14 protein-coding genes, 1 tRNA gene and 1 pseudogene are annotated in these 19,209 nt (G+C 74.9%); 8 read left to right on the top strand and 8 right to left on the bottom strand.

What is annotated here, in order from left to right:
* The first annotated feature begins 45 nt into the window (after positions 1-45).
* On the top strand, positions 46-1,413 hold the full coding sequence (gene selA / locus ACZ45Q_RS20880; protein ID WP_468263337.1) for an L-seryl-tRNA(Sec) selenium transferase: 1,368 nt from the start codon (positions 46-48) through the stop codon (positions 1,411-1,413).
* A pseudogene (locus tag ACZ45Q_RS20875) lies at positions 1,404-3,170 on the top strand (SelB domain-containing protein); the annotation flags it as partial. The gene selA and the pseudogene ACZ45Q_RS20875, both read left to right, overlap by 10 nt.
* Positions 3,171-3,205: 35 nt before the next feature.
* Here ACZ45Q_RS20875 and ACZ45Q_RS20870 read toward each other — a convergent pair.
* Positions 3,206-3,298 (bottom strand) — tRNA-Sec (locus tag ACZ45Q_RS20870).
* A 75-nt stretch (positions 3,299-3,373) separates the two neighbouring features.
* Here ACZ45Q_RS20870 and selD point away from each other — a divergent pair.
* Positions 3,374-4,399, top strand: coding sequence for a selenide, water dikinase SelD (gene selD, locus ACZ45Q_RS20865; RefSeq protein ID WP_468263334.1), 1,026 nt, complete (start codon positions 3,374-3,376; stop codon positions 4,397-4,399).
* Between the two features lie 138 nt (positions 4,400-4,537).
* On the opposite strand, the gene nrfD is transcribed toward selD, so the two are convergent.
* Both nrfD and ACZ45Q_RS20855 read right to left on the bottom strand, forming a co-directional pair.
* The gene (nrfD, locus tag ACZ45Q_RS20860; RefSeq protein WP_468263331.1) at positions 4,538-5,581 is read right to left on the bottom strand and encodes an NrfD/PsrC family molybdoenzyme membrane anchor subunit; all 1,044 of its coding nucleotides are present in this window, start codon (positions 5,579-5,581) and stop codon (positions 4,538-4,540) included.
* Positions 5,578-6,501, bottom strand: a complete 924-nt coding sequence (locus ACZ45Q_RS20855; protein ID WP_468263893.1) for a 4Fe-4S dicluster domain-containing protein — start codon at positions 6,499-6,501, stop codon at positions 5,578-5,580. The genes nrfD and ACZ45Q_RS20855 overlap by 4 nt, the downstream gene beginning before the upstream one ends.
* A 531-nt stretch (positions 6,502-7,032) precedes the next feature.
* On the opposite strand from ACZ45Q_RS20855, the gene ACZ45Q_RS20850 reads away from it, so the two are divergent.
* Positions 7,033-7,896, top strand: coding sequence for an ANTAR domain-containing protein (locus ACZ45Q_RS20850; RefSeq protein ID WP_468263328.1), 864 nt, complete (start codon positions 7,033-7,035; stop codon positions 7,894-7,896).
* A gap of 105 nt (positions 7,897-8,001) precedes the next feature.
* Here ACZ45Q_RS20850 and ACZ45Q_RS20845 read toward each other — a convergent pair whose 3' ends face one another.
* Positions 8,002-8,382: a DUF1330 domain-containing protein gene (locus ACZ45Q_RS20845; RefSeq protein WP_468263326.1), complete on the bottom strand. Its 381-nt coding sequence runs from the start codon at positions 8,380-8,382 to the stop codon at positions 8,002-8,004.
* Between the two features lie 218 nt (positions 8,383-8,600).
* Between ACZ45Q_RS20845 and ACZ45Q_RS20840 the strand changes: the two genes are divergently transcribed.
* Positions 8,601-10,403 (top strand): thiamine pyrophosphate-requiring protein, encoded by a 1,803-nt coding sequence (locus ACZ45Q_RS20840; protein ID WP_468263323.1) that lies wholly within the window; start codon positions 8,601-8,603, stop codon positions 10,401-10,403.
* A complete protein-coding gene (locus tag ACZ45Q_RS20835) occupies positions 10,400-11,524 on the top strand; it encodes an SDR family oxidoreductase (protein ID WP_468263321.1) in 1,125 nt (374 codons plus the stop codon). The genes ACZ45Q_RS20840 and ACZ45Q_RS20835 overlap by 4 nt, the downstream gene beginning before the upstream one ends.
* Here the strand turns inward: ACZ45Q_RS20835 and ACZ45Q_RS20830 are convergent.
* From ACZ45Q_RS20830 to ACZ45Q_RS20815, 4 genes are all read right to left on the bottom strand, one after another.
* Positions 11,434-13,233 (bottom strand): glycoside hydrolase family 15 protein, encoded by a 1,800-nt coding sequence (locus ACZ45Q_RS20830; RefSeq protein WP_468263318.1) that lies wholly within the window; start codon positions 13,231-13,233, stop codon positions 11,434-11,436. The genes ACZ45Q_RS20835 and ACZ45Q_RS20830 overlap by 91 nt on opposite strands.
* Positions 13,234-13,335: 102 nt before the next feature.
* Positions 13,336-13,914: a PepSY domain-containing protein gene (locus ACZ45Q_RS20825; RefSeq protein ID WP_468263316.1), complete on the bottom strand. Its 579-nt coding sequence runs from the start codon at positions 13,912-13,914 to the stop codon at positions 13,336-13,338.
* Between the two features lie 101 nt (positions 13,915-14,015).
* A complete protein-coding gene (locus tag ACZ45Q_RS20820) occupies positions 14,016-14,606 on the bottom strand; it encodes an HPP family protein (RefSeq protein WP_468263313.1) in 591 nt (196 codons plus the stop codon).
* On the bottom strand, positions 14,603-15,973 hold the full coding sequence (locus tag ACZ45Q_RS20815; RefSeq protein ID WP_468263310.1) for a SigB/SigF/SigG family RNA polymerase sigma factor: 1,371 nt from the start codon (positions 15,971-15,973) through the stop codon (positions 14,603-14,605). Before ACZ45Q_RS20815 ends, ACZ45Q_RS20820 begins: the two co-directional genes overlap by 4 nt.
* 280 nt (positions 15,974-16,253) lie before the next feature.
* Between ACZ45Q_RS20815 and ACZ45Q_RS20810 the strand changes: the two genes are divergently transcribed.
* Both ACZ45Q_RS20810 and ACZ45Q_RS20805 read left to right on the top strand, forming a co-directional pair.
* Positions 16,254-18,053, top strand: a complete 1,800-nt coding sequence (locus tag ACZ45Q_RS20810) for a thiamine pyrophosphate-requiring protein (protein WP_468263308.1) — start codon at positions 16,254-16,256, stop codon at positions 18,051-18,053.
* Positions 18,050-19,204 carry an enolase C-terminal domain-like protein gene (locus ACZ45Q_RS20805; protein WP_468263305.1) on the top strand — a complete coding sequence of 385 codons (1,155 nt, stop codon included), beginning with the start codon at positions 18,050-18,052 and terminating at the stop codon, positions 19,202-19,204. The genes ACZ45Q_RS20810 and ACZ45Q_RS20805 overlap by 4 nt, the downstream gene beginning before the upstream one ends.
* Positions 19,205-19,209 lie beyond the last annotated feature (5 nt).

The raw sequence follows: 19,209 nt of genomic DNA, 5'->3' as shown, positions 1-19,209 counted from the left end.
AGGTCGTCGTCCGGCGAGGGAGCCGGACCCGGACGGAGGGGTCGAGTGGACCAGCGGGAAACACTGCGGCGCGGCACGGCGCAGACCACGGCAGCGGGCCCGGACCCACGGCGGCGCATCCCCCGCACCGACGCCCTGCTGCGGGACCCGCGCCTGGCGTCGGCCGCGGAGCGGCTCGGGCCCACGGCCGTGAAGGCGGCCGTCCACCGGGCACAGCAACGCGCCCGCGACGGCTCCGTCGCGCCGGAGCGGGTGGCCGACACGGCACTCGCCCTGCTGCCGCGCACGGCCGGCGGGCTGCGGCCGGTGATCAACGCCACCGGCGTGCTGCTGCACACCAACCTCGGGCGGGCGCCGCTGTCCCACGCCGCCCGGCAGGCCGTCCAGGAGGCGGCCGGACCCACCGACGTCGAACTGGACCTGGGCACCGGCGTACGGGCCCGCCGCGGCCGCACCGCCCTGGCCGCCCTCCGTGACCGGGTGCCGTCCGCCGAGGCCGCACACGTCGTCAACAACGGCGCGGCCGCCCTCGTCCTGGCCGCCACCGCCCTGGCCGCCGGCCGGGAGATCGTCGTCAGCCGGGGGGAGATGGTGGAGATCGGCGACGGTTTCCGCCTGCCGGACCTGCTGGTATCCACCGGAGCACGGCTGCGCGAGGTGGGCACGACCAACCGCACGACCACCGCGGACTACGCGCAGGCCCTCGGCCCGGAGACGGCGTTCGTGCTCAAGGTGCACCCGTCCAACTTCCGTATCACCGGCTTCACCCGCGCGGCCGCCGTCGGCGATCTCGCCGGCCTGGGCGTCCCCGTCGTCGTCGACATCGGCTCCGGCCTGCCCACCCCCCATCCGCTGCTGCCCGAGGAACCCGACGCCGACTCCCAGCTCCGAGCGGGCGCCGCCCTCGTCACAGCCAGCGGCGACAAACTGCTGGGCGGCCCGCAGTGCGGACTGCTGCTGGGCCGCGAGGAGATGATCCGCACCCTGTCCCGGCATCCGCTCGCCCGCGCCCTGCGCGTGGACAAGCTCACGCTGGCCGCGCTGGAGGCGACGCTGACCGGCCCGGCGACCCCCACGGCCGAGGCGCTGGCAGCCGATCCGGCGGCGCTGACGCGCCGCGCCGGCCGGCTCGCCGCCGCACTGGCCGCCGACGGCGTCGACGTCCGGGCCGTCGACAGCACCGCGACGGTGGGCGGCGGCGGAGCGCCCGGCGTGACCCTGCCCAGCGCCGCGCTGTCCCTGCCCGAGCACTGCGCCGCCGCCCTGCGCACCGGTCCGGTCGCCGTCGTCGGGCGGCTGGAGGCGGGCCGGTGCCTGCTCGACCTGCGGTCCGTGCCCGAGGAGGACGACGAGCGGCTGGCGGCGGCCGTGCGGGCGGTGGCGGACGCGGGGAGGTCGCCGGAATGCGGGTAGTGGCCACCGCGGGGCACGTAGACCACGGCAAGTCGGCGCTGGTGCGGGCGCTGACGGGGATGGAACCCGACCGCCTCGAGGAGGAGCGGCGCCGGGGGCTGACGCTGGACCTGGGCTTCGTGTGGACGCGGCTGGACGCCCCCGGCGCCGACGGCCCGGAGGGGGAGCACCTGGCCTTCGTGGACGTGCCCGGGCACGAGCGTTTCGTCGCCACCATGCTGGCCGGCGTCGGACCCGTCCCCGCGGTGCTGTTCGTCGTCGCCGCCGACCAGGGCTGGCAGCCGCAGTCGCAGGAGCACCTGGAGATCCTGCACGCGCTCGGCGTGCGGCACGCCGTCCTCGCGGTGACCCGCAGCGACCTCGCCGACCCCGGCCCCGTGCGGGCGGACGCGCTCGAGCGCATGGCCGCCACCTCGCTGCGCACCGTGCCGTCCGTCGCGGTCAGCGCGGTCACCGGCGACGGACTGGACGACCTGCGTGCGGAGCTGGCCCGGCTGGCCCGGGCGCTGCCCGACCCGCCCGCCGACGCGGCCGTACGGCTGTGGCTGGACCGGGCCTTCACCGTGCGCGGCCGGGGCACGGTGGTCACCGGCACACTGGCCGCCGGAACCCTCCGGGTCGGCGACCGCCTCGTGACGGGTGCGGGCACGGCCGGGCTGCGCGTACGCGGGCTGCAATGCCTGCACGAGGAGCGCACCGCCGTACGCGGCGTGGCCCGGGTGGCGGTCAACGTGCCCGGCGCGGCCGACGGCGAACTCGGCCGCGGGAGGGTGCTGCTGACCCCGGACCGCTGGCTGCTGACCGGGCAGCTCGACGCCCGGGTCACCGGGACGCCCGTACCCGACCTGCCCCGGCACGTGACCCTGCACATCGGCACCGCCGCGGTGCCGGTGACCGTCCGCCCGCTCGGCACGGACACCGCCAGGCTGACCCTCGCCCGGGAACTGCCGCTGCGCGTCGGCGACCGGGCCGTCCTGCGGGAACCGGGCGGCCGGCGCGCGCCGTGCGGTGTCACGGTGCTGGACGTGCGCCCGCCCCGGCTGGCCCGGCGCGGCGCGGCCCGGGCCAGGGCGGGGGAACTCGCGGGCATGACCGGCCGACCCGACGGCGCGGCGGAACTGCGGCGGCGCGGGATCGTGCGCCGAGCCGAGCTGGAGGCCATGGGGGTGCCGGCCCCCGCCGCGGCCGTGGCCGGGGACTGGCTGGCCGACCCGGGCCACTGGAGGGCACTGGGCGACCGCCTGGCCGCCGAGGTGGCCCGGCACGCGGAGCGCCATCCGCTGGACCCGGGCCTGCCCACCGAGGCCGCCCGGCACCTGCTCGGCCTGCCCGACCGGGCTCTCGTCGACGCCCTCGCCGCAGCCGCCGGCCGGCACCGGCTGCACAGCGCGCACGGCCGGCTGTACGGCCCCGAGGCCACCCGGCCCACGCTGCCGCCCGCCGTCCGGAAGGCCGTCGACGCCGTACGACGGGAGCTGGAGCACGCGCCGTTCCGCGCCCCGGAGGCCGGCCGGCTGGCCGAACTCGGACTGGACCGCAGGGCGTTGGCGGCGGCGGTCGCGGCGGGCGAACTGCTGCGGGTCGGCGACGGCATCGTCCTGCTGCCCGGCGCCGACCGGCGGGCCGCCGCCGTCCTGGGCGAGCTGCCGCAGCCGTTCACCCTCAGCGAGGCCCGCAAGGCCCTCGACACCACACGCCGGGTGGCCGTCCCCCTGCTGGAGCATCTGGACGCCCGCGGCTACACCGAACGGCTGGACGCCCGGCACCGCCGCTGCCCGGGCGACTCCGGGAGCGGAGGCGGACGGGAATCGAACCCGCCTGCCCGAGATCCTCGGGCACCTCGGTTTTGAAGACCGGGAGGGCCACCAGGCACCCACACGCCTCCACCGCGCGCCCAGGCTACCGGACACCCATCGCCGCCACGGCACGACCACCCCGTCACCGCACCAGGGAGACACCGATGACGACGACCAGTCAAAGCCCCGTGCGCCTCACGCAGTTCGCCCACGGCGGCGGCTGCGCCTGCAAGATCCCGCCGGGGGAGCTGGAGGCCGTGCTCGGCGGCCTGGCGGCACCGCCGGCGACGGGCGGTGACACACCGCTCCTGGTCGGCACGGCCACCGGCGACGACGCGGCCGTGGTCGCGCTGCCCGCGCCGGACGGCGAACGGACGCAGGCGATGGTCTCCACGGCCGACTTCTTCACCCCCGTCGTCGACGACCCCTACGACTGGGGCCGCATCGCCGCCGCCAACGCCCTGTCCGACGTGTACGCCATGGGCGGCCGGCCGGTCCTCGCCGTCAACCTCCTGGCCTGGCCCCGCGACGTCCTGCCCTTCGACCTCGCGCGCGAAGTGCTCCGCGGCGGCCTGGACATCGCCGCGCAGGCGGGCTGCCACGTGGGCGGCGGTCACAGCGTCGACGACCCGGAACCCAAGTACGGCATGGCCGTCACCGGACTGGCCGACCCCGGACGGCTGCTGCGCAACGACACCGGACGGCCGGGCATGCCCCTGTCGCTGACGAAACCCCTCGGGCTCGGAGTGCTCAACAACCGGCACAAGGTCACCGGCGAGCGGTTCGAGCAGGCGGTGGCCACGATGGTGACGCTGAACCGGGACGCCTGTGCCGCCGCCCTGGCCGCCGGGGCGACCTGTGCCACGGACGTCACCGGGTTCGGCTTCCTCGGGCACCTGTACAAGCTGGCGCGGGCGTCGGAGGTGACCGCCGTCGTCGACACCGCCGCCGTGCCCTACCTCGACGGGGCGCGGGAGGCGGTCCGGGACGGGTTCGTCAGCGGCGGCACCCGGCGCAACCTGGAGTGGGTGGCGCCGTTCACCGACTTCGGCGGTGCCGACGCCGACACCCGGTTCCTGCTGGCCGACGCCCAGACCTCCGGCGGACTGCTGGTGGCCGGGGAGGTGCCGGGAGCGCCGGTCGTGGGCGAACTGGTGCCGCGCGGGGCGGAGCCGGTCGTCCTGCGGTGAGGCGTGCCCGCTGGGGACGGTCCTGCGCCCCCGGCGGGTCGGTCACGGGGCGGGCGCGGCAGGCGGGCGGCTCCGCCGTGCAGGTGAGGCCTCACCGTCCACGTCCAGGGGCGGGCCGGTGCCCCGCCGCCGCGCGCGTCAGGAGCCCCGCTCGTCCTCCCCGTGCCCGCCGGAGCGCGAGGACGCCGCCAGTCGCTCCCGCTGCGGCACGACCGTGTACTTGGGGTCCCGGGCCGAGGCCACCCCGGCGTGGAAGACGCCGAACCTCAGGGCCGCCGAGCCGGCCAGCAGCGCGGTGCCCGCCACGGCGGCCGGCACCCGGCCCCGCCGGCCCGCGCACGCCGCAAGGGCCGCGCCGCCCGCCGTGAGCATCTCGGCGGCGCGCAGCAGCCGGTGCGGCAGGCCCTGCTCGAACGGTTCGGCGGCCAGGCCCATACGACGCTTCATCAGCCGGAAGCCGCCGAGCTCCAGGGCCGCGCCCAGCACGGCCATGCGCCGCGCGGGAGCGGCCTGCCGCACCGGCGCGCAGGCCAGCGCCAGCCCCGCGGCGGCCGTCGCGCCGGACCCGGCGAAGACGAACGGCAGCTCGCGATGGCCCTCGTGCCACGACGGCACCGCGGTGTCCGAGACCAGCACGGCGGTGTAGGTGGCGACGGCCGGGCCGAGCGCCGCGGCGGTCGCCGTCGCGGCGGCCCCGGCGATCCGGTACCGGCCCGCGACGTCGGCGGCAGCGGCGGCGGCCGTCAGCGGCGCGTAACCGGCCAGCAGCCAGGAGCCCACGCTCATCGGGGAGGTCGGTTTGAAGACGCGGAGCATGTTGAGGAACCGGGCCGGACGGCCGAGGTCGTGCACGAGCGCGGCCAGCGAGGCCGTGACGGCGCCCGCCGCGCCCAGCTTCGCCACCCGGGCCAGCGCGGGCCGGCCGGTGGCGTCGGCTCCGGCGGCCAGCAGCGACGACGCGCCGGCCAGGCCTCCGAGGTAGAGGTAGCCCGCGATGTCCAGGGCCTGCCACGTGGGCTCGTTCAGGACCGGCTTGCCGTAGTACGAGGAGAACGTCGCCTCGGGCACCATCGCCTGCTCGCCCCGGCGGCGGCGCCTGCGTCCGGGCCCGGCGCCGGTGCGGGCCTCCCGCCCGGGCCCGGCGCCCTCCATTCCACCGCGGGTGACGTCGGACCCGGTCATCGGCGCCTCCCGGCGAAGCTCACGGCCGCCAGCGCGGCGAGCGAGGCCGCGGCCGCGGCGGCGTGCCGCCACATGGCGGGCAGGTCGCGGGTGGTGACGACCGGGTCGGGCGGCAGTCCGTAGACCTCCGGCTCGTCCAGCAGCAGGAAGAACGCGCCGTCGCCGCCGACGCCGTCGTCCGGGTCCGCGCCGTACAGCCGGGCGTCGGGGACTCCCGCGGCGTGCAGCTGGGCCACGCGGCCGGCCGCTCGTTCGCGGAGTTCCTCCAGCGGGCCGAACTGGATGGAGTCGGTCGGGCAGGCCTTGGCGCACGCGGGCTCCATGCCGGCCCCCAGCCGGTCGTAGCACAGGGTGCACTTCCAGGCGCGCCCGTCGTCGGGGCGCTGGTCGATGACGCCGTACGGGCAGGCCGGCACGCAGTACCCGCAGCCGTTGCAGACGTCCTCCTGCACCACGACCGAGCCGAACTCGGTGCGGAACAGCGACCCGGTGGGGCACACGTCGAGGCACGCGGCATGCGTGCAGTGCTTGCACACGTCGGACGACATCAGCCAGCGCAGCTCGGTACGCCCGTCGGGCGCCACCGGCGAGACGCCGCCCGCGGGGGCGCCCGCCGGCGCGGCCCCGGGCGGGGGCGCCGTCGCGCCGGGACCGGGTGAACCGGGGGAGGCGCCCAGGCTCCGGGCGGCGGCGAAGACGTCCGTGTCCTCGTGGCCGACGCCGGGCTCCTGGCCGCCGAGCGGCTTGCGCTGCTCGATGAAGGCGACGTGCCGCCAGGTGTCGGCACCGAGCCCCGCGGAGTTGTCGTACGACATGCCGGTCAGTTCCAGACCGTCCTCCGGGATGGCGTTCCACTCCTTGCACGCCACCTCGCAGGCCTTGCAGCCGATGCACACCGATGTGTCGGTGAAGAACCCCATGCGCGGCGGGGCGTCCTCGTGACCGGCCGCCGCGGCCACGTCGGGCTGCGGCCCGGAGAGCAGCCCGCCGCGCCCGTCGCCCTCGCTCCTCGCGCCCCGTCGTGGGCCGGTCCGGCCCGGCCCGGCCTCCTCGCACTCCGTCACGGTGTGCCGTCCTCTCGCCGCACGCTCTGCACCGGCCGCCGCTCGGGCTCCCCGGCCGCCGTTCGTCTCCTCGTTGGACGTTCGTCCCGAGCCCGGCCCGGGTGCCCGGGGCTCGCGCGCCCGAAACGGCGGACGCCGACCGGCGGCGGCGTCAGCCGTCCTCGCCGCCCTCGCCCCCTTCGGCTGATGACCCTTTCCACCCGGATGGCTGAGACGGCTGTCCACCCGGATGGCTGAGACGACAGGGGAGGGGTTTCCTCCGCCGACGGGGTTCTGGTTACGCTCGGGGCGGAGTGCTTGGGAAGCAGGCGCTGCCCCGGGGCGGGCCCGAGCGGCCTGCCCGCGGCTCGCGTTCCGTCTGCCTTCTCCGCATGGGGGTTCCCGTCCATGAAGCAGCTTCCCCGGCGACCCGACGAGTCGGCCGCGCCGCCGGAGCCGACCGCTTCCCGCCTCGTCGAGAGCGCCGCGCAGTGGCCGCAGGAGGAACTCGACCTGCGCAACCGCAAGCTGGGCCACGAGCGGGTGGCCCGCGCCCAGGAGATCGTGGCCGGGCGCTACGACCTCGATGGCGCCGAGGAGGCCCTGGACCTGCTGAAGTCCGTCTCGCAGCAGTGCAACGTCAAGCTCCACACCCTGGCGGACGCCCTGGTCCGCGTGCCCGGCCCCGATCAGGACTCGGCCGTGTGGTTCCCGGGCCGAAGGCGGCACGGTCCGCCCCCGCTGCCCGGCCTCGCCGTGGACCACGGCTCACGCGGCAGCCAGGGAGCCGTCCTCCAAGCGGCGCTGAACCGGCTGCTGGCCGTCATGCAGACCCCGATGGGGAACGTCCAGCTCGCGGACGGCGACCGACTGCGCCTGGCCCGACACCGCGGCCTGAACAGGTACTTCACCGACTTCTTCGCCTTCGTGGACGCCCCGACCACCACCTGCGCACAGGCCGCGGCGGAGCGCCGCCAGGTCACCGTGCGGGACGTGGCGAGCTCGGCCGTCTTCGACGAGGCGTCCCGGTACGCGATCCTCCAGACCGGCAGCCGGGCCGCGCACAGCGTCCCCCTCGTGGACGGCAGGGGCGCGGTGGTCGGCATGGTCTCCTCCCACCACGAACGCCCTCTGACCCGCGTCACCGCCGCGCAGCTCGCGGCCCTGAAGCGGACCGGGAGCGATGTGGGGCGCTGGCTGGCCTGGCACTGGCACACCGTCGTCCTGGACGCCCTGGAGCACCTCCACGCCACCGCGGCGGAGTCGCGCTGAGGCCGCCCGGCCGGACGCTCACCGAGGCCGAGCCGGGCCGAGGCCGGCCGGTGGGCTCAGCCGCGACGGGCCGCCCACCGGCCGGCCTCGGCCCGTGCGCTCGGATCAGCGGCCGTCGGCGGCCCGCCACTGCGTGGTGGGTTGCAGCACCGCCTCCGCCAGTGCGCGGGTCCGCAGCTCGGTGACGGCCTGGTACTCCGGGTCGGCCACCATCCGGCTGAACGCCTCGCGGCTCGGGTAGCGGACGAGGATCACCGCGTCCCAGGCCTGTCCCTCCTCGGCGACCAGCGGCGTGGCCCCCTCTCCCGCGTACAGCACCTCCCCGCCGTAACGCGGCAGGAACGTCTTGGCGAGATGCCGCGCGTACTCCTGGTAGTGCCGCTCGCCCCCCGGCGCGAAGCGCAGGAGGTTGAGCATCACGACCGGACCGCCGGGGTCCTCGGACAGCAGGCGCTTGAGATCCGCGCCCTTCGGGTCGACCGCCATGAATGGCCCCCTTCGTGAGAAGTCGCCGCCCGCACCGGAAGCGGCGGCGCGCCGAGCATACCGGACGGTATGTCGCGGCGGTCCGGTGGGGACGTGGGCCGTTCGCGCCGCGGGAGCGGGGCGACGGGCACCCGTATGGCCGTACCGCCGACGGTTTACGGGCCCGTCGGTGAGGCAACCCGACCGACCACTGAATCTCCCTCGATCAGGAGCTGCTCATGACCCAGGTCTCCGACTACGTACTGCAACGCCTGACCGAGTGGGGTGTCCGGCGTGTGTACGGATACCCCGGTGACGGCATCAACGGCCTGCTGGGCGCTTTCGACCGTGCCGAGGGGGACCCGGAGTTCATCCAGGCCCGGCACGAGGAGATGTCGGCGTTCATGGCGTGCGCGCACGCCAAGTTCACCGGGGAGGTGGGCTGCTGCGTGGCGACCTCCGGCCCCGGTGCCATCCATCTGCTCAACGGCCTGTACGACGCCAAGCTCGACCACCAGCCCGTGGTCGCCGTCGTGGGCCAGCAGAAGCGGCTCAGCCTCGGCACCCATTACCAGCAGGAAGTGGACCTCGAGCGGCTGTTCGCGGACGTCTCCGAGTTCTGCCAGATGGTGGTCCACCCGGCGCAGGCCCGGCATGTGATCGACCGGGCGTTCAAGACGGCGCTGACCACGCGCGGGGTGGCGACGATCATCATCCCGAACGACGTGCAGGAGGAGGAGGCGCAGCCGTCGCCGCCGAAGAAGCACGGTTCGGTGTTCTCCAGCGTCGGCTGGAGCCGCCCGCGGGTCCTGCCCGACCCGGATGAGCTGCGCAAGGCGGCCGACGTCCTCAACGAGGGCGACAAGGTCGCCATGCTCGTCGGGCAGGGCGCGGCCGGCGCCCAGGCCGAGGTCCTGGAGGTGGCCGAGCTGCTGGGGGCCGGGGTGGCCAAGGCGCTGCTGGGGCGCGAGGTGCTGCCCGACGAGCTGCCGTTCGTCACCGGGCCGATCGGCCTGCTCGGGAGCAAGGCCAGTGACGACATGATCCGCGGCTGCGACACCCTGCTGATGGTCGGCACCAGTTTCCCGTACTCCGAGTGGCTGCCCGACGAGGGCCAGGCCCGGGGCGTGGAGATCGACATCGACGGGCGGATGATCGGCATCCGCTACCCGATGGAGGCCCATCTCGTCGGTGACGCCAAGGAGACGCTCCAGCAGCTGATCCCGCTGCTGCGGCGCAAGGAGGACCGCTCCTGGCGCGAGAAGATCGAGAAGGACGTCGCCGAGTGGAACGACGTGGTCGAGAAGTGGGCCGGGCAGCACTTCGAGAACACGATCAATCCGCAGGCGGTGGCCTCGGAGCTGTCGCCCCGGCTGCCGGACCGCACGATCCTGACCGCCGACTCGGGCTCGGGCACCAACTGGTGGGCGCGCAACATCAAGCTCCGTGACGGCATGCACGCCTCGCTGTCCGGCACGCTGGCCACCATGGGCCCGGGCGTGCCGTACGCCATCGCCGCCCGGTTCGCCTACCCGGACCGCCCGGTCATCGCGTTCGTCGGGGACGGGGCGTTCCAGATGAACGGCATGAACGAGATGATCACCGTCAAGCGGTACTTCGACCGGCTGGCCGGTTCTCCGCCGTTCATCTTCTGCGTCTTCAACAACCAGGACCTCAACCAGGTCACCTGGGAGCAGCGCGCCATGGCCGGCGACCCCAAGTACCCCGGCTCCCAGGACATCCCCGACATCCCGTACGCGGCCTACGCCCAGCTGATCGGCCTGAAGGGCATCGTGTGCGAGGACCCGAAGAAGATCGGCGCGGCCTGGGACGAGGCCCTGGCCTCCGACGTGCCGGTGGTGCTGGAGTTCAAGGTCGACGCCGAGATCGCGCCGATCCCGCCGCACATCATGGCCGAGCAGGGCAAGAAGGCGGCCAAGGCGGCGCTGCGCGATCCCGAGAAGACGGGGATCACCGCCAAGGGCGTACGCCAGAAGCTCACGCAGTACGCCGAGCACCTGCCCGGCCGGGGGAGCTCATGAGCCGTCGGAACGGACCGCGCGCGGCGGCCGAGGTCGTCGTGGTGACGGGCGCCTCCGGCGGTGTCGGCCGGGCCACCGCCCGGGCCTTCGCCGAGCGCGGCGCGACGGTCGCGCTGCTGGCCCGTGGCCAGGAGGGCCTGGAAGGCGCCGCCCGCGACGTGCGCGAGGCGGGCGGCGAGGCCCTCCCGCTGCCGGTGGACGTCTCCGACGCGGAGGCCGTCGACGCGGCCGCCGAGCGCGTGGAGCGCGAACTCGGGCCGATCGACGTGTGGGTCAACGCCGCGTTCTCGACCGTGTTCGCGCCGGTCATGGAGGTCCGGCCCGAGGAGTACCGCCGGGCCACCGAGGTGACGTACCTCGGTTTCGTGCACGGCACCCAGGCCGCCCTGCGCCGGATGAAGCCGCGCGACCGGGGCACCGTCGTGCAGGTCGGCTCCGCCCTGGCCTACCGCAGCGTGCCCCTGCAAGCGGTGTACTGCGGTGCCAAGCACGCCATCAATGGGTTCACCGAGTCCCTGCGGTGCGAGCTGCTGCACGAGGGCAGCGGCGTGCACGTCACCATGGTGCAGCTGCCCGGTCTGAACACCCCGCAGTTCAGCTGGGTGCTGACCCGGCTGTCCCGGCATCCGCGGCCGGTGCCCCCGGTCTACCAGCCCGAGGTCGCCGCCCGGGGCATCGTGTACGCGGCCGACCATCCCAGGCGGCGCGAGCACTGGGTCGGCGGCTCCACCGTCGCCACCCTGCTGGGCCAGCGGATCGCGCCGGCCCTGCTGGACCGGTACCTGGCCCGCACGGCCTACGACTCCCAGCAGACGGACGACCCGGTCACCGACTCCCGTCCGGTGAACCTCTGGGAACCCGCCGACGGCACGGCGGGCCATGACCACGGGGCGCACGGCGTCTTCGACGAGGAGGCGCACGGGCGCAGTGTGCAGCTGTGGCTGTCCCGGCACCGCAGGCCCCTCGCCGTGGGGGCCGCGCTGGCCGGCGGTGCCGGCACGGCGCTCGCCGCCGGGCTGCGCACGAACGGTCAGGGCAGGTCGGTCGCGTCGTTGAGGCGGACCGCGCATTCCAGCAGCAGGGCGTGGACGAAGGCCTGGGGCAGGTTGCCGCGCAGCTGACGCTGCCGCACGTCGTACTCCTCGGCATACAGCCCGGGCGGCCCGCAGGCCGCCCGGGTCCTTTCGAACCAGCGGAAGGCGCGGGCGCGGTCGGCTTGGCGGTCGGCGGCGAGCGCCATGTGGAAGCCGCACAGCAGGAACGCGCCCTCTGCGTCGCCGAGCGGGACGCCGCCGTGCTCGAACCGGTACAGGTAGCCGTCCTGGGACAGCCGGTCCTCGATCCGGGTGCGGGTGAGGACGGCGCTCGGGTCGTCGGCGGCCGTGCAGCCCCGCGCCAGCGGCACCAGCAGGGCAGCCTCCGGCCCGTCGTCGTCGGCCGCCCGGCGCCAGAACCCGTCCGGGTGCAGGCAGCGCCGGCGGGTCTCGGAGAAGACCCGTTCGGCCAGGTCGGCGCAGCGCCGGCCGTCCGCGCCGGGCAGGACGTCCGCGGCGCGGCGCAGTCCGCACACGACACTGAGCCGGGAGTGGGTCCACCAGCGGTCCTCCAGTTCCCACAGGCCCGCGTCGGGCTCCCGCCAGCGCCGGGCCACGGCCTCCACCGCGGTCCGTGCGGCCCGTACCGCGTCGGGGTCCAGGCGGTCGTGGCGGGCGGCGGCCGCGAACAGCTGGAGGGCCTCGCCGAAGGTGTCGAGCTGGAACTGGGCCGCCGCCTCGTTGCCGATCCGGTCGCTGCCGCCCGGGTAGCCGGGCAGGGCCAGGCCGTGTTCCCCGGGCATCGGCTCACCGGCGACCGTGTAGGCGGGCCGGAGCCCGTCGCCGTCGGCGAGGATGCGCTCGGTGGTGAACCGCACGGCGGAATCGAGAAGCGGGTGCGGGCCGTGGGCGGCGACCGCGAGACCGGCGTAGCACTGGTCGCGCAGCCAGGTGAAGCGGTAGTCGTAGCTGCGCCCGGTGTTGGCCCGCTCCGGCAGCGACGTGGTCGCGGCGGCGACCATGCCGCCGGAGCCGCTGGTCAGGCCGCGCAGGACGGCGTAGGCGTGCCGGGCGTCGCGCGGCGCGGCCAGCGCGGAGCAGTCCGGGACGGCACGGTGCCACTCCCGCTCGGTCTCCCGCCACAGCTCCTGCGGATCGAGCCGGTGCGTCGCGGGCCCGGTGGAGTGCGCCGCGGAGCCGGTGGACAGTTCCAGCACCAGGTCGTGTTCCTCGCCCCGGCCGAGCCGGACCTCGCCGCGCAGCCCGGTCTCCGGGTTCCAGGCCGCGCCGCGCGCCCCGAGGAGACGCAGGCGCAGCCCGTCGCCCGAGGCCGTCCACACGTCCCCTTCCAGCCGGGGGTCCCGCAGGCGGTGTGCGCCGAAGCCCGGGCGCGGGTCCAGCTCCATCCGCAGCAGCGCCTCGCCCCGCACGATCCGCATGCGGCGCAGCAGCACCAGACGGTCGGGCGAGGCCGGCAGCGCCAGGGCGTCGCGGCACTCGATCACGCAGTCGGCGCTCACCCACCGGTTCACCCGGATCAGCGTGCCCTCCTCGTAGGCGCCGCCCCACACGTGCCAGGGATCGGCGGGCGCCACGGTGAAGTGGCCGGCGCCGCCGATCAGCGCGGAGAAGACGGCGTCGCTGTGCCAGCGCGGCGCGCACAGCCACACGATGCGGCCCTCGGGGTCGATCACCGCTCCCCGCTCGCCGTCCGCCAGTACCGCGTACTCGCGCAGCGCCCACGGCGGGCAGGCGGCGTCGGGAGCGGCCGTCGGCTGCTGGGCTTTGTCGCTCATGAGGCTGGTGTCTTCCCTGCCGTCACGGTCGGAAACGGTGCCCGTCACCTGGCCGGACCAGGAAGAGCCGGTCGCCACGGGAGGGCCGTCACCGCGGACACCTCACGTCGAAGGGGTGGCACCGGCCGTCGGCGGGGGAGAGGCCTTGTCCGTCCGGGTGTCGAGCACCTCGCCGGTCACGGCGTCGACCACGTGAACGCGCGTGTTCTGCGCGGTGATGGTCGCGACGGTGACGAGCCAGACGACCTTGCCCTCCGGGCCCTCGGTGAGCCGTACGTCCGTCACCTTGCCGTAGTGCGGGTCGGTCACGGCCGTGCGGGCCGCCGTCTCGGCCGCCTCCTCCGGCAGCAGCTTCGCTTCGCCGACCAGTCGCGCCGTCTCGTCCTTCGCCGACGGCGACTGGCCCGCCGGCACGGACGTGTCCAGCAGCCGGCCGAGTACGGCGTCGACGCGCACCACGTGCACGGTGCCGTCCGCGGTGGCGACCTCGGTGTGCCAGACGGGGTCCGGGCTCTGGGCCCGGCGCAGCTCCGTGGAGAGCAGCTTGCTGTCGGGAACCTCGTCGAGCGCCTTGCGCACGGCACGGTCGAACGGGAACTCGACCTGGCCGAGGACCTCCGGGCGAGTGGCGGCCGGCGGGCCGTTGCAGGCGGCCAGCAGCACCCCCAGAACGGCGAGCATCACGGCGACCGGACCCGGCCCCCGGCACGCGTGGGCGGTGCGCCTGCGTGAGCGAGCCATGTACTGCCTGCCTTTCGTGACGAGTGGCCGTCCCCGGCCGGTCAGTCCTGCCGTCCCTCGCCGCCCGTCGACGACGGCGCCTGCGCATGCGGGGACGTCGTCCGCGCGAGCAGCGCGGCGAGGAGGAGCACGAGTGCCAGACCGGTCAGCATCCCGTACAGCGGCGGGCCGGGGCGGGAGATGCCGGAGGTGATCAGCAGCGCGGTCGCCGCGGCCGGCGGGTGGGAGGCGTCCAGCACGTGCAGGAGGAGCAGGGTCAGGCCCACCGCCGAGGCCTGCGCGAGGATCTGCGCGGTGGTGTCGTGCTGCTGGACGACGATGGACGGGTGGTGCCACAGCCCGAAGGCCGCCAGACAGCCGAGCCCGACGCCCACCGCCGACGCATGCGCGAGGACCGCCTCCCGCAGCCGCGGGGCCAGGGTGCCCGGGTGTGCCAGCAGCACGTACGCCGTCGGACCGACGGTCGTCGTCAGCGCCACCCAGCCGATGAGCCGCCCGCAGAAGCCGACGGCCACCAGCACCGCCGCGGACAGCAGCAACAGCCGCAGGCCGGCGGCGAGCCGCTCGCGCACGGGGGCGCGGGGCTCCGGCCGGGCGATGCGCAGGACCCGTTCCAGCGTCCGTGCCGTCATGGACGCGCGTCGCGGGAGCCGGTCGGTCCGGGAGCCGGACGCGGCGTCACACGTCCCTCCTTCTTCCGGTTCTTCCGGGCGGTGCCGGTCGTTCCTCGGACCCGTCGCCGGGGAGGGGCGCGCGCCGGGCGTCCGTCGCCCGGAGCGGCGCACCGGCCGACGGCTCGGGGGAGCGCCGGGAACGCCGGGAGGACGGACCGGACGGACCGGACGGACCGGATGGGCCGGACGGACCGGATGGGCCGGATGGGCCGGAAGGACCGGGCGCCGGCACAGGGCCTCGGCGACCGGTCCGTCGCCGCCCTGCCGTGCCGTCCCGCCCGAGCGCGTGATCCTGTCGTGTCCGGTCCCAGGGGGGACCCGTCGCCACCACCGGAAGCCGGCGGTCCGGCGGCGGGCCGTGCGGGCGGCACCGGTCCGGCGGGCCGTGCGGGCGGCACCGGTCCGGCCGGGCGGCGGCGAGCGGCCCGCGTCGGCGTCGGCCGCGACACCGTTCGCGGCGCCGTCCGCGACGGGTCCGCGGCGCCCGCGGCGTCCGCGACGCCGCCGCACCGCGCATCCTCCGTCAGCAGTCCTTCCCGCAGCCGGCCCAGACAGCGCCGCAGGATCCGCGAGACCTGCATCTGCGAGACGCCGATGACGTCGGCGATCTGCTGCTGGGTGTGCTCCTGGAAGAAGCGCAGGTAGAGGACCTGGCGGTCGCGTTCGGGCAGGTGCTGCACCAGGTCGGTGAGGACCACGGTGTCCAGGACCCGGCCGTAACCGGCGTCCTCCGCACCGAGCAGACAGGACAGCGGGGCGTCCTGGTCGCGAGCCGCGGGCTCGTCCAGGGAGCGCGCACGGCACTCGTGCAGGGCGCGCAGGGTGGACCGCACTCGGTCGTGGTCGAGTCCCGTGTGCTCGGCGATCTGCTCGATGGTGGGGGACCGGCCCCCGAGCCGCTGTTCGAGTTCCTCGACGGCACGGAAGACCTGCCCGCTCGCCTCCTGGAGGGGACGGGGCAGCCGTACGGCGGCGCTGCGGTCGCGCAGATGCCGCCGCAGTTCACCGGTGACCTTGGGCAGCGCGTAGGAGAGGAAGGCGTGGCCCAGTGCCGGGTCGTAGCCGTCGACGGCCTTGATCAGCCCCAGGGCCGCCACCTGTACCAGGTCCTCGGCGTCCTCGCCGGGCCGCTGGAAGCGGCGCGCCACGCGGCGGGCCATCGGCAGCAGCAGCCGGATGATCCGGTCCCGCAGGGCGGCACGCCGCGCCCCGGGTGGGTGGTGCGCCAGTTCCCGCAGGAGGGCGTCCAGGTCGTCGGAGGACGGCCGCCCGGCCGCGGACGCGGCGTCACGCGGCTGGGGTGGGGCGGCGGTCGAGGAAGACATGGCCCTCTTCACGGGGTCGGGCGGGTGGGCGGCGTACGGGCTCGGCACCGTGAACGCCCGGGGCGGCGTCCTGTCGGTGTGGCCATGCTTGGGTGACCCGGCTCCGGCTCCATGAAACACGCCGTCACCCGTCGTCACCTCACCAGGCGGCCACCTGGGTGAAAGCGCCCCTGCCACCGACGCCCGGGCCAACGGAGTGGCGAAGCACGACGCTCCGTTTACACCTGCCGACGAGCGGTCACCCACAGAGACGGCAGAGGTCTGTCCGAGGGAGGACGTCATGACGCTGGTCGCCGACTTCGTGCTGGAGCGCCTGAAGGAATGGGGCGTGCGGCGGGTCTACGGCTATCCCGGCGACGGGATCAACGGTCTGCTGGGCGCTTTCGACCGTGCCGAGGGGGACCCGGAGTTCATCCAGGCCCGGCACGAGGAGATGTCGGCGTTCATGGCGTGCGCGCACGCCAAGTTCACCGGGGAGGTGGGCTGCTGCGTGGCGACCTCCGGCCCCGGTGCCGTCCATCTGCTCAACGGCCTGTACGACGCCAAGCTCGACCACCAGCCGGTCGTGGCGGTCGTCGGGCAGCAGAAGCGGCTGTCGCTGGGCACGCACTACCAGCAGGAGATCGCTCTCGGACAGGTGTTCGCGGACGTCTCCGAGTTCTGCCAGATGATCGTCCACCCGGGGCAGGCCCGGCATGTGGTCGACCGGGCGTTCAAGACGGCGCTGACCACGCGCGGGGTGGCGACGATCATCATCCCGAACGACGTGCAGGAGGAGGAGGCGCAGCCGTCGCCGCCGAAGAAGCACGGTTCGGTGTTCTCCAGCGTCGGCTGGAGCCGCCCGCGCCTGCTGCCGGACGAGGGGGAGCTGCGCAGGGCGGCCCAGGTCCTCAACGAGGGCGAGAAGGTCGCCATGGTCATCGGCCAGGGGGCGGCGCACGCCGAGAGCGAACTCGTGGAGGTGGCCGAGCTGCTGGGGGCCGGGGTGGCCAAGGCGCTGCTGGGGCGCGAGGTGCTCCCCGACGAGCTGCCGTTCGTCACCGGGCCGATCGGCCTGCTCGGCAGCAAGGCCAGTGACGACATGATCCGCGGCTGCGACACCCTCTTCATGGTCGGCACCAGTTTCCCGTACTCCGAGTGGCTGCCCGACGAGGGCCAGGCCCGGGGCGTGGAGATCGACATCGACGGGCGGATGATCGGCATCCGCTACCCGATGGACGCTCACCTCGTCGGTGACGCCAAGGAGACGCTGAAGCAGCTGATCCCGCTGCTGCGGCGCAAGGAGGACCGCTCCTGGCGGAAGAAGATCGAGAAGGACGTCGCCGAGTGGAACGCCCTCTGCGACAAGCGGGCCGGGCAGCACTTCGGCAAGACGATGAACCCGCAGGCCGTCGCCTCGGAACTCTCGCCCCGGCTCCCGGACGACGTCATCCTCACCGCCGACTCCGGCTCCGGCACCAACTGGTGGGCGCGCCACCTGAAACTGCGCCGCGGTATGCAGGCGTCGCTGTCCGGCACGCTGGCCACCATGGGCCCGGGCGTGCCGTACGCCATCGCCGCCCGGTTCGCCTACCCGGACCGCCCGGTCATCGCGTTCGTCGGGGACGGGGCGTTCCAGATGAACGGCATGAACGAGATGATCACCGTCAAGCGGTACTTCGACCGGCTGGCCGGTTCTCCGCCGTTCATCTTCTGCGTCTTCAACAACCAGGACCTCAACCAGGTCACCTGGGAGCAGCGCGCCATGGCCGGCGACCCGAAGTTCCCCGGCTCGCAGGACATCCCCGACGTGCCCTACGCCCGGTACGCCGAACTGCTCGGCCTGAAGGGCATCTACTGCGACAAGCCCAAGAACGTCGGCAAGGCGTGGGACGAGGCCCTGGCCTCCGACGTGCCGGTGGTGCTGGAGTTCAAGGTCGACGCCGAGATCGCGCCGATCCCGCCGCACATCATGCTGGAGCAGGGCAAGAAGGCGGCCAAGGCGGCCGTGCACGACCCGGAGCGGGTCGGCATCACCGCCAAGGGCATGCGGCAGAAGGCCACCGAACTGGCCCAGCACCTGCCGGGGCGGCGCCCGTGAGCGAGCTCGGCACCGGTGGGGGAGGGGAACCGGCCCGGTGCCGGGTCGACGCGGTCGACGTGCACGCCTTCGAGGTGCCCACCGACGGCCCCGGAGGCACCGAACAGGACGGGACGCTGGAGTGGGACTCCACGACCGTGGTCCTGGTCCGGGTGCACGCTGGCGGCAGGACCGGCATCGGCTACACCTACGGGGACGTGTCCGTCGCCTCCTTCGTCCAGTCGAAACTGGCCCCGCTGCTGAACGGGCAGGACGTCTCCAAGCCCCCGGCGCTGTGGCACCGGATGGGCGAGCAGATCCGCAACGCCGGCCGCCCCGGCGTCGGCGCCATGGCCGTCTCCGCCGTCGACGTGGCGCTGTGGGACCTCAAGGCCAGGCTGCTGGACCTGCCCCTGCTCCGGCTGCTGCCCGCCTACCACGACCGGGTGCCGGTCTACGGCAGCGGCGGCTTCACGAACTACTCCCCGGACCGGCTCACCGAGCAGCTCGCCGGCTGGGTCGCCCAGGGCATCCCCCGCGTGAAGCTGAAGACCTCCCGCGAACCCGGCCGCGACCCGGAGCGCCTGACGGCGGTGCGCAAGGCGATCGGCGACGAGCCGGAGATCTTCACCGACGCCAACGGGGCGCTCTCCCGCAAGGAGGCGCTGTACTGGGCGCACCGGTTCCACGAGGAGTGGGACGTGCGCTGGTTCGAGGAGCCCGTCAGCTCCGCCGACCTGGAAGGGCTGCGGCTGCTGCGCGACCGGGGCCCGGCGCTGCTGGAGGTGGCGGCCGGCGAATACGCCTTCACCTCCCGCGACTTCGTCAACCTCCTCGAACCGCCCGCCGTCGACTGCCTCCAGGCCGACGTCACCCGCTGCGGCGGCATCACCGCGGTCCTGGAGACGGCCGGCCTCGCCGCGTGCCGGCACATCGACCTGTCCGCGCACTGCGCGCCGGCGATCTCCGCCCACGCCTTCTGCGCGGTACGCCGCCTGCGGCACCTGGAGTACTTCCACGACCACGTACGCGTCGAGAACCTGCTGTTCGACGGCGTGCCGACACCCGACGGCGGCGCCCTGCGCCCCGACCCGGGCCGCCCCGGGCTCGGCCTGGACGTCAAGTGGGCCGACGCCGAGCCCTACCGCGTGCACGGAGCACGACCGGCCTGACCCGC

The sequence above is a fragment of the Streptomyces sp. NPDC031049 genome (assembly GCF_055571015.1).
Note: the sequence above shows the minus strand (reverse complement) of the source record. Positions and strands in the feature narration are given on the sequence as shown.

Excerpts from the sequence above, each read along its gene's own strand:
- selD (WP_468263334.1), top strand. The coding sequence starts at position 3,374 with ATGACGACGACCAGTCAAAGCCCCGTGCGCCTCACGCAGTTCGCCCAC.
- nrfD (WP_468263331.1), bottom strand. The coding sequence starts at position 5,581 with ATGACCGGGTCCGACGTCACCCGCGGTGGAATGGAGGGCGCCGGGCCC.
- ACZ45Q_RS20855 (WP_468263893.1), bottom strand. The coding sequence starts at position 6,501 with ATGGGGTTCTTCACCGACACATCGGTGTGCATCGGCTGCAAGGCCTGC.
- ACZ45Q_RS20850 (WP_468263328.1), top strand. The coding sequence starts at position 7,033 with ATGAAGCAGCTTCCCCGGCGACCCGACGAGTCGGCCGCGCCGCCGGAG.
- ACZ45Q_RS20845 (WP_468263326.1), bottom strand. The coding sequence starts at position 8,382 with ATGGCGGTCGACCCGAAGGGCGCGGATCTCAAGCGCCTGCTGTCCGAG.
- ACZ45Q_RS20840 (WP_468263323.1), top strand. The coding sequence starts at position 8,601 with ATGACCCAGGTCTCCGACTACGTACTGCAACGCCTGACCGAGTGGGGT.
- ACZ45Q_RS20835 (WP_468263321.1), top strand. The coding sequence starts at position 10,400 with ATGAGCCGTCGGAACGGACCGCGCGCGGCGGCCGAGGTCGTCGTGGTG.
- ACZ45Q_RS20830 (WP_468263318.1), bottom strand. The coding sequence starts at position 13,233 with ATGAGCGACAAAGCCCAGCAGCCGACGGCCGCTCCCGACGCCGCCTGC.
- ACZ45Q_RS20825 (WP_468263316.1), bottom strand. The coding sequence starts at position 13,914 with ATGCTCGCCGTTCTGGGGGTGCTGCTGGCCGCCTGCAACGGCCCGCCG.
- ACZ45Q_RS20820 (WP_468263313.1), bottom strand. The coding sequence starts at position 14,606 with ATGACGGCACGGACGCTGGAACGGGTCCTGCGCATCGCCCGGCCGGAG.
- ACZ45Q_RS20815 (WP_468263310.1), bottom strand. The coding sequence starts at position 15,973 with ATGTCTTCCTCGACCGCCGCCCCACCCCAGCCGCGTGACGCCGCGTCC.
- ACZ45Q_RS20810 (WP_468263308.1), top strand. The coding sequence starts at position 16,254 with ATGACGCTGGTCGCCGACTTCGTGCTGGAGCGCCTGAAGGAATGGGGC.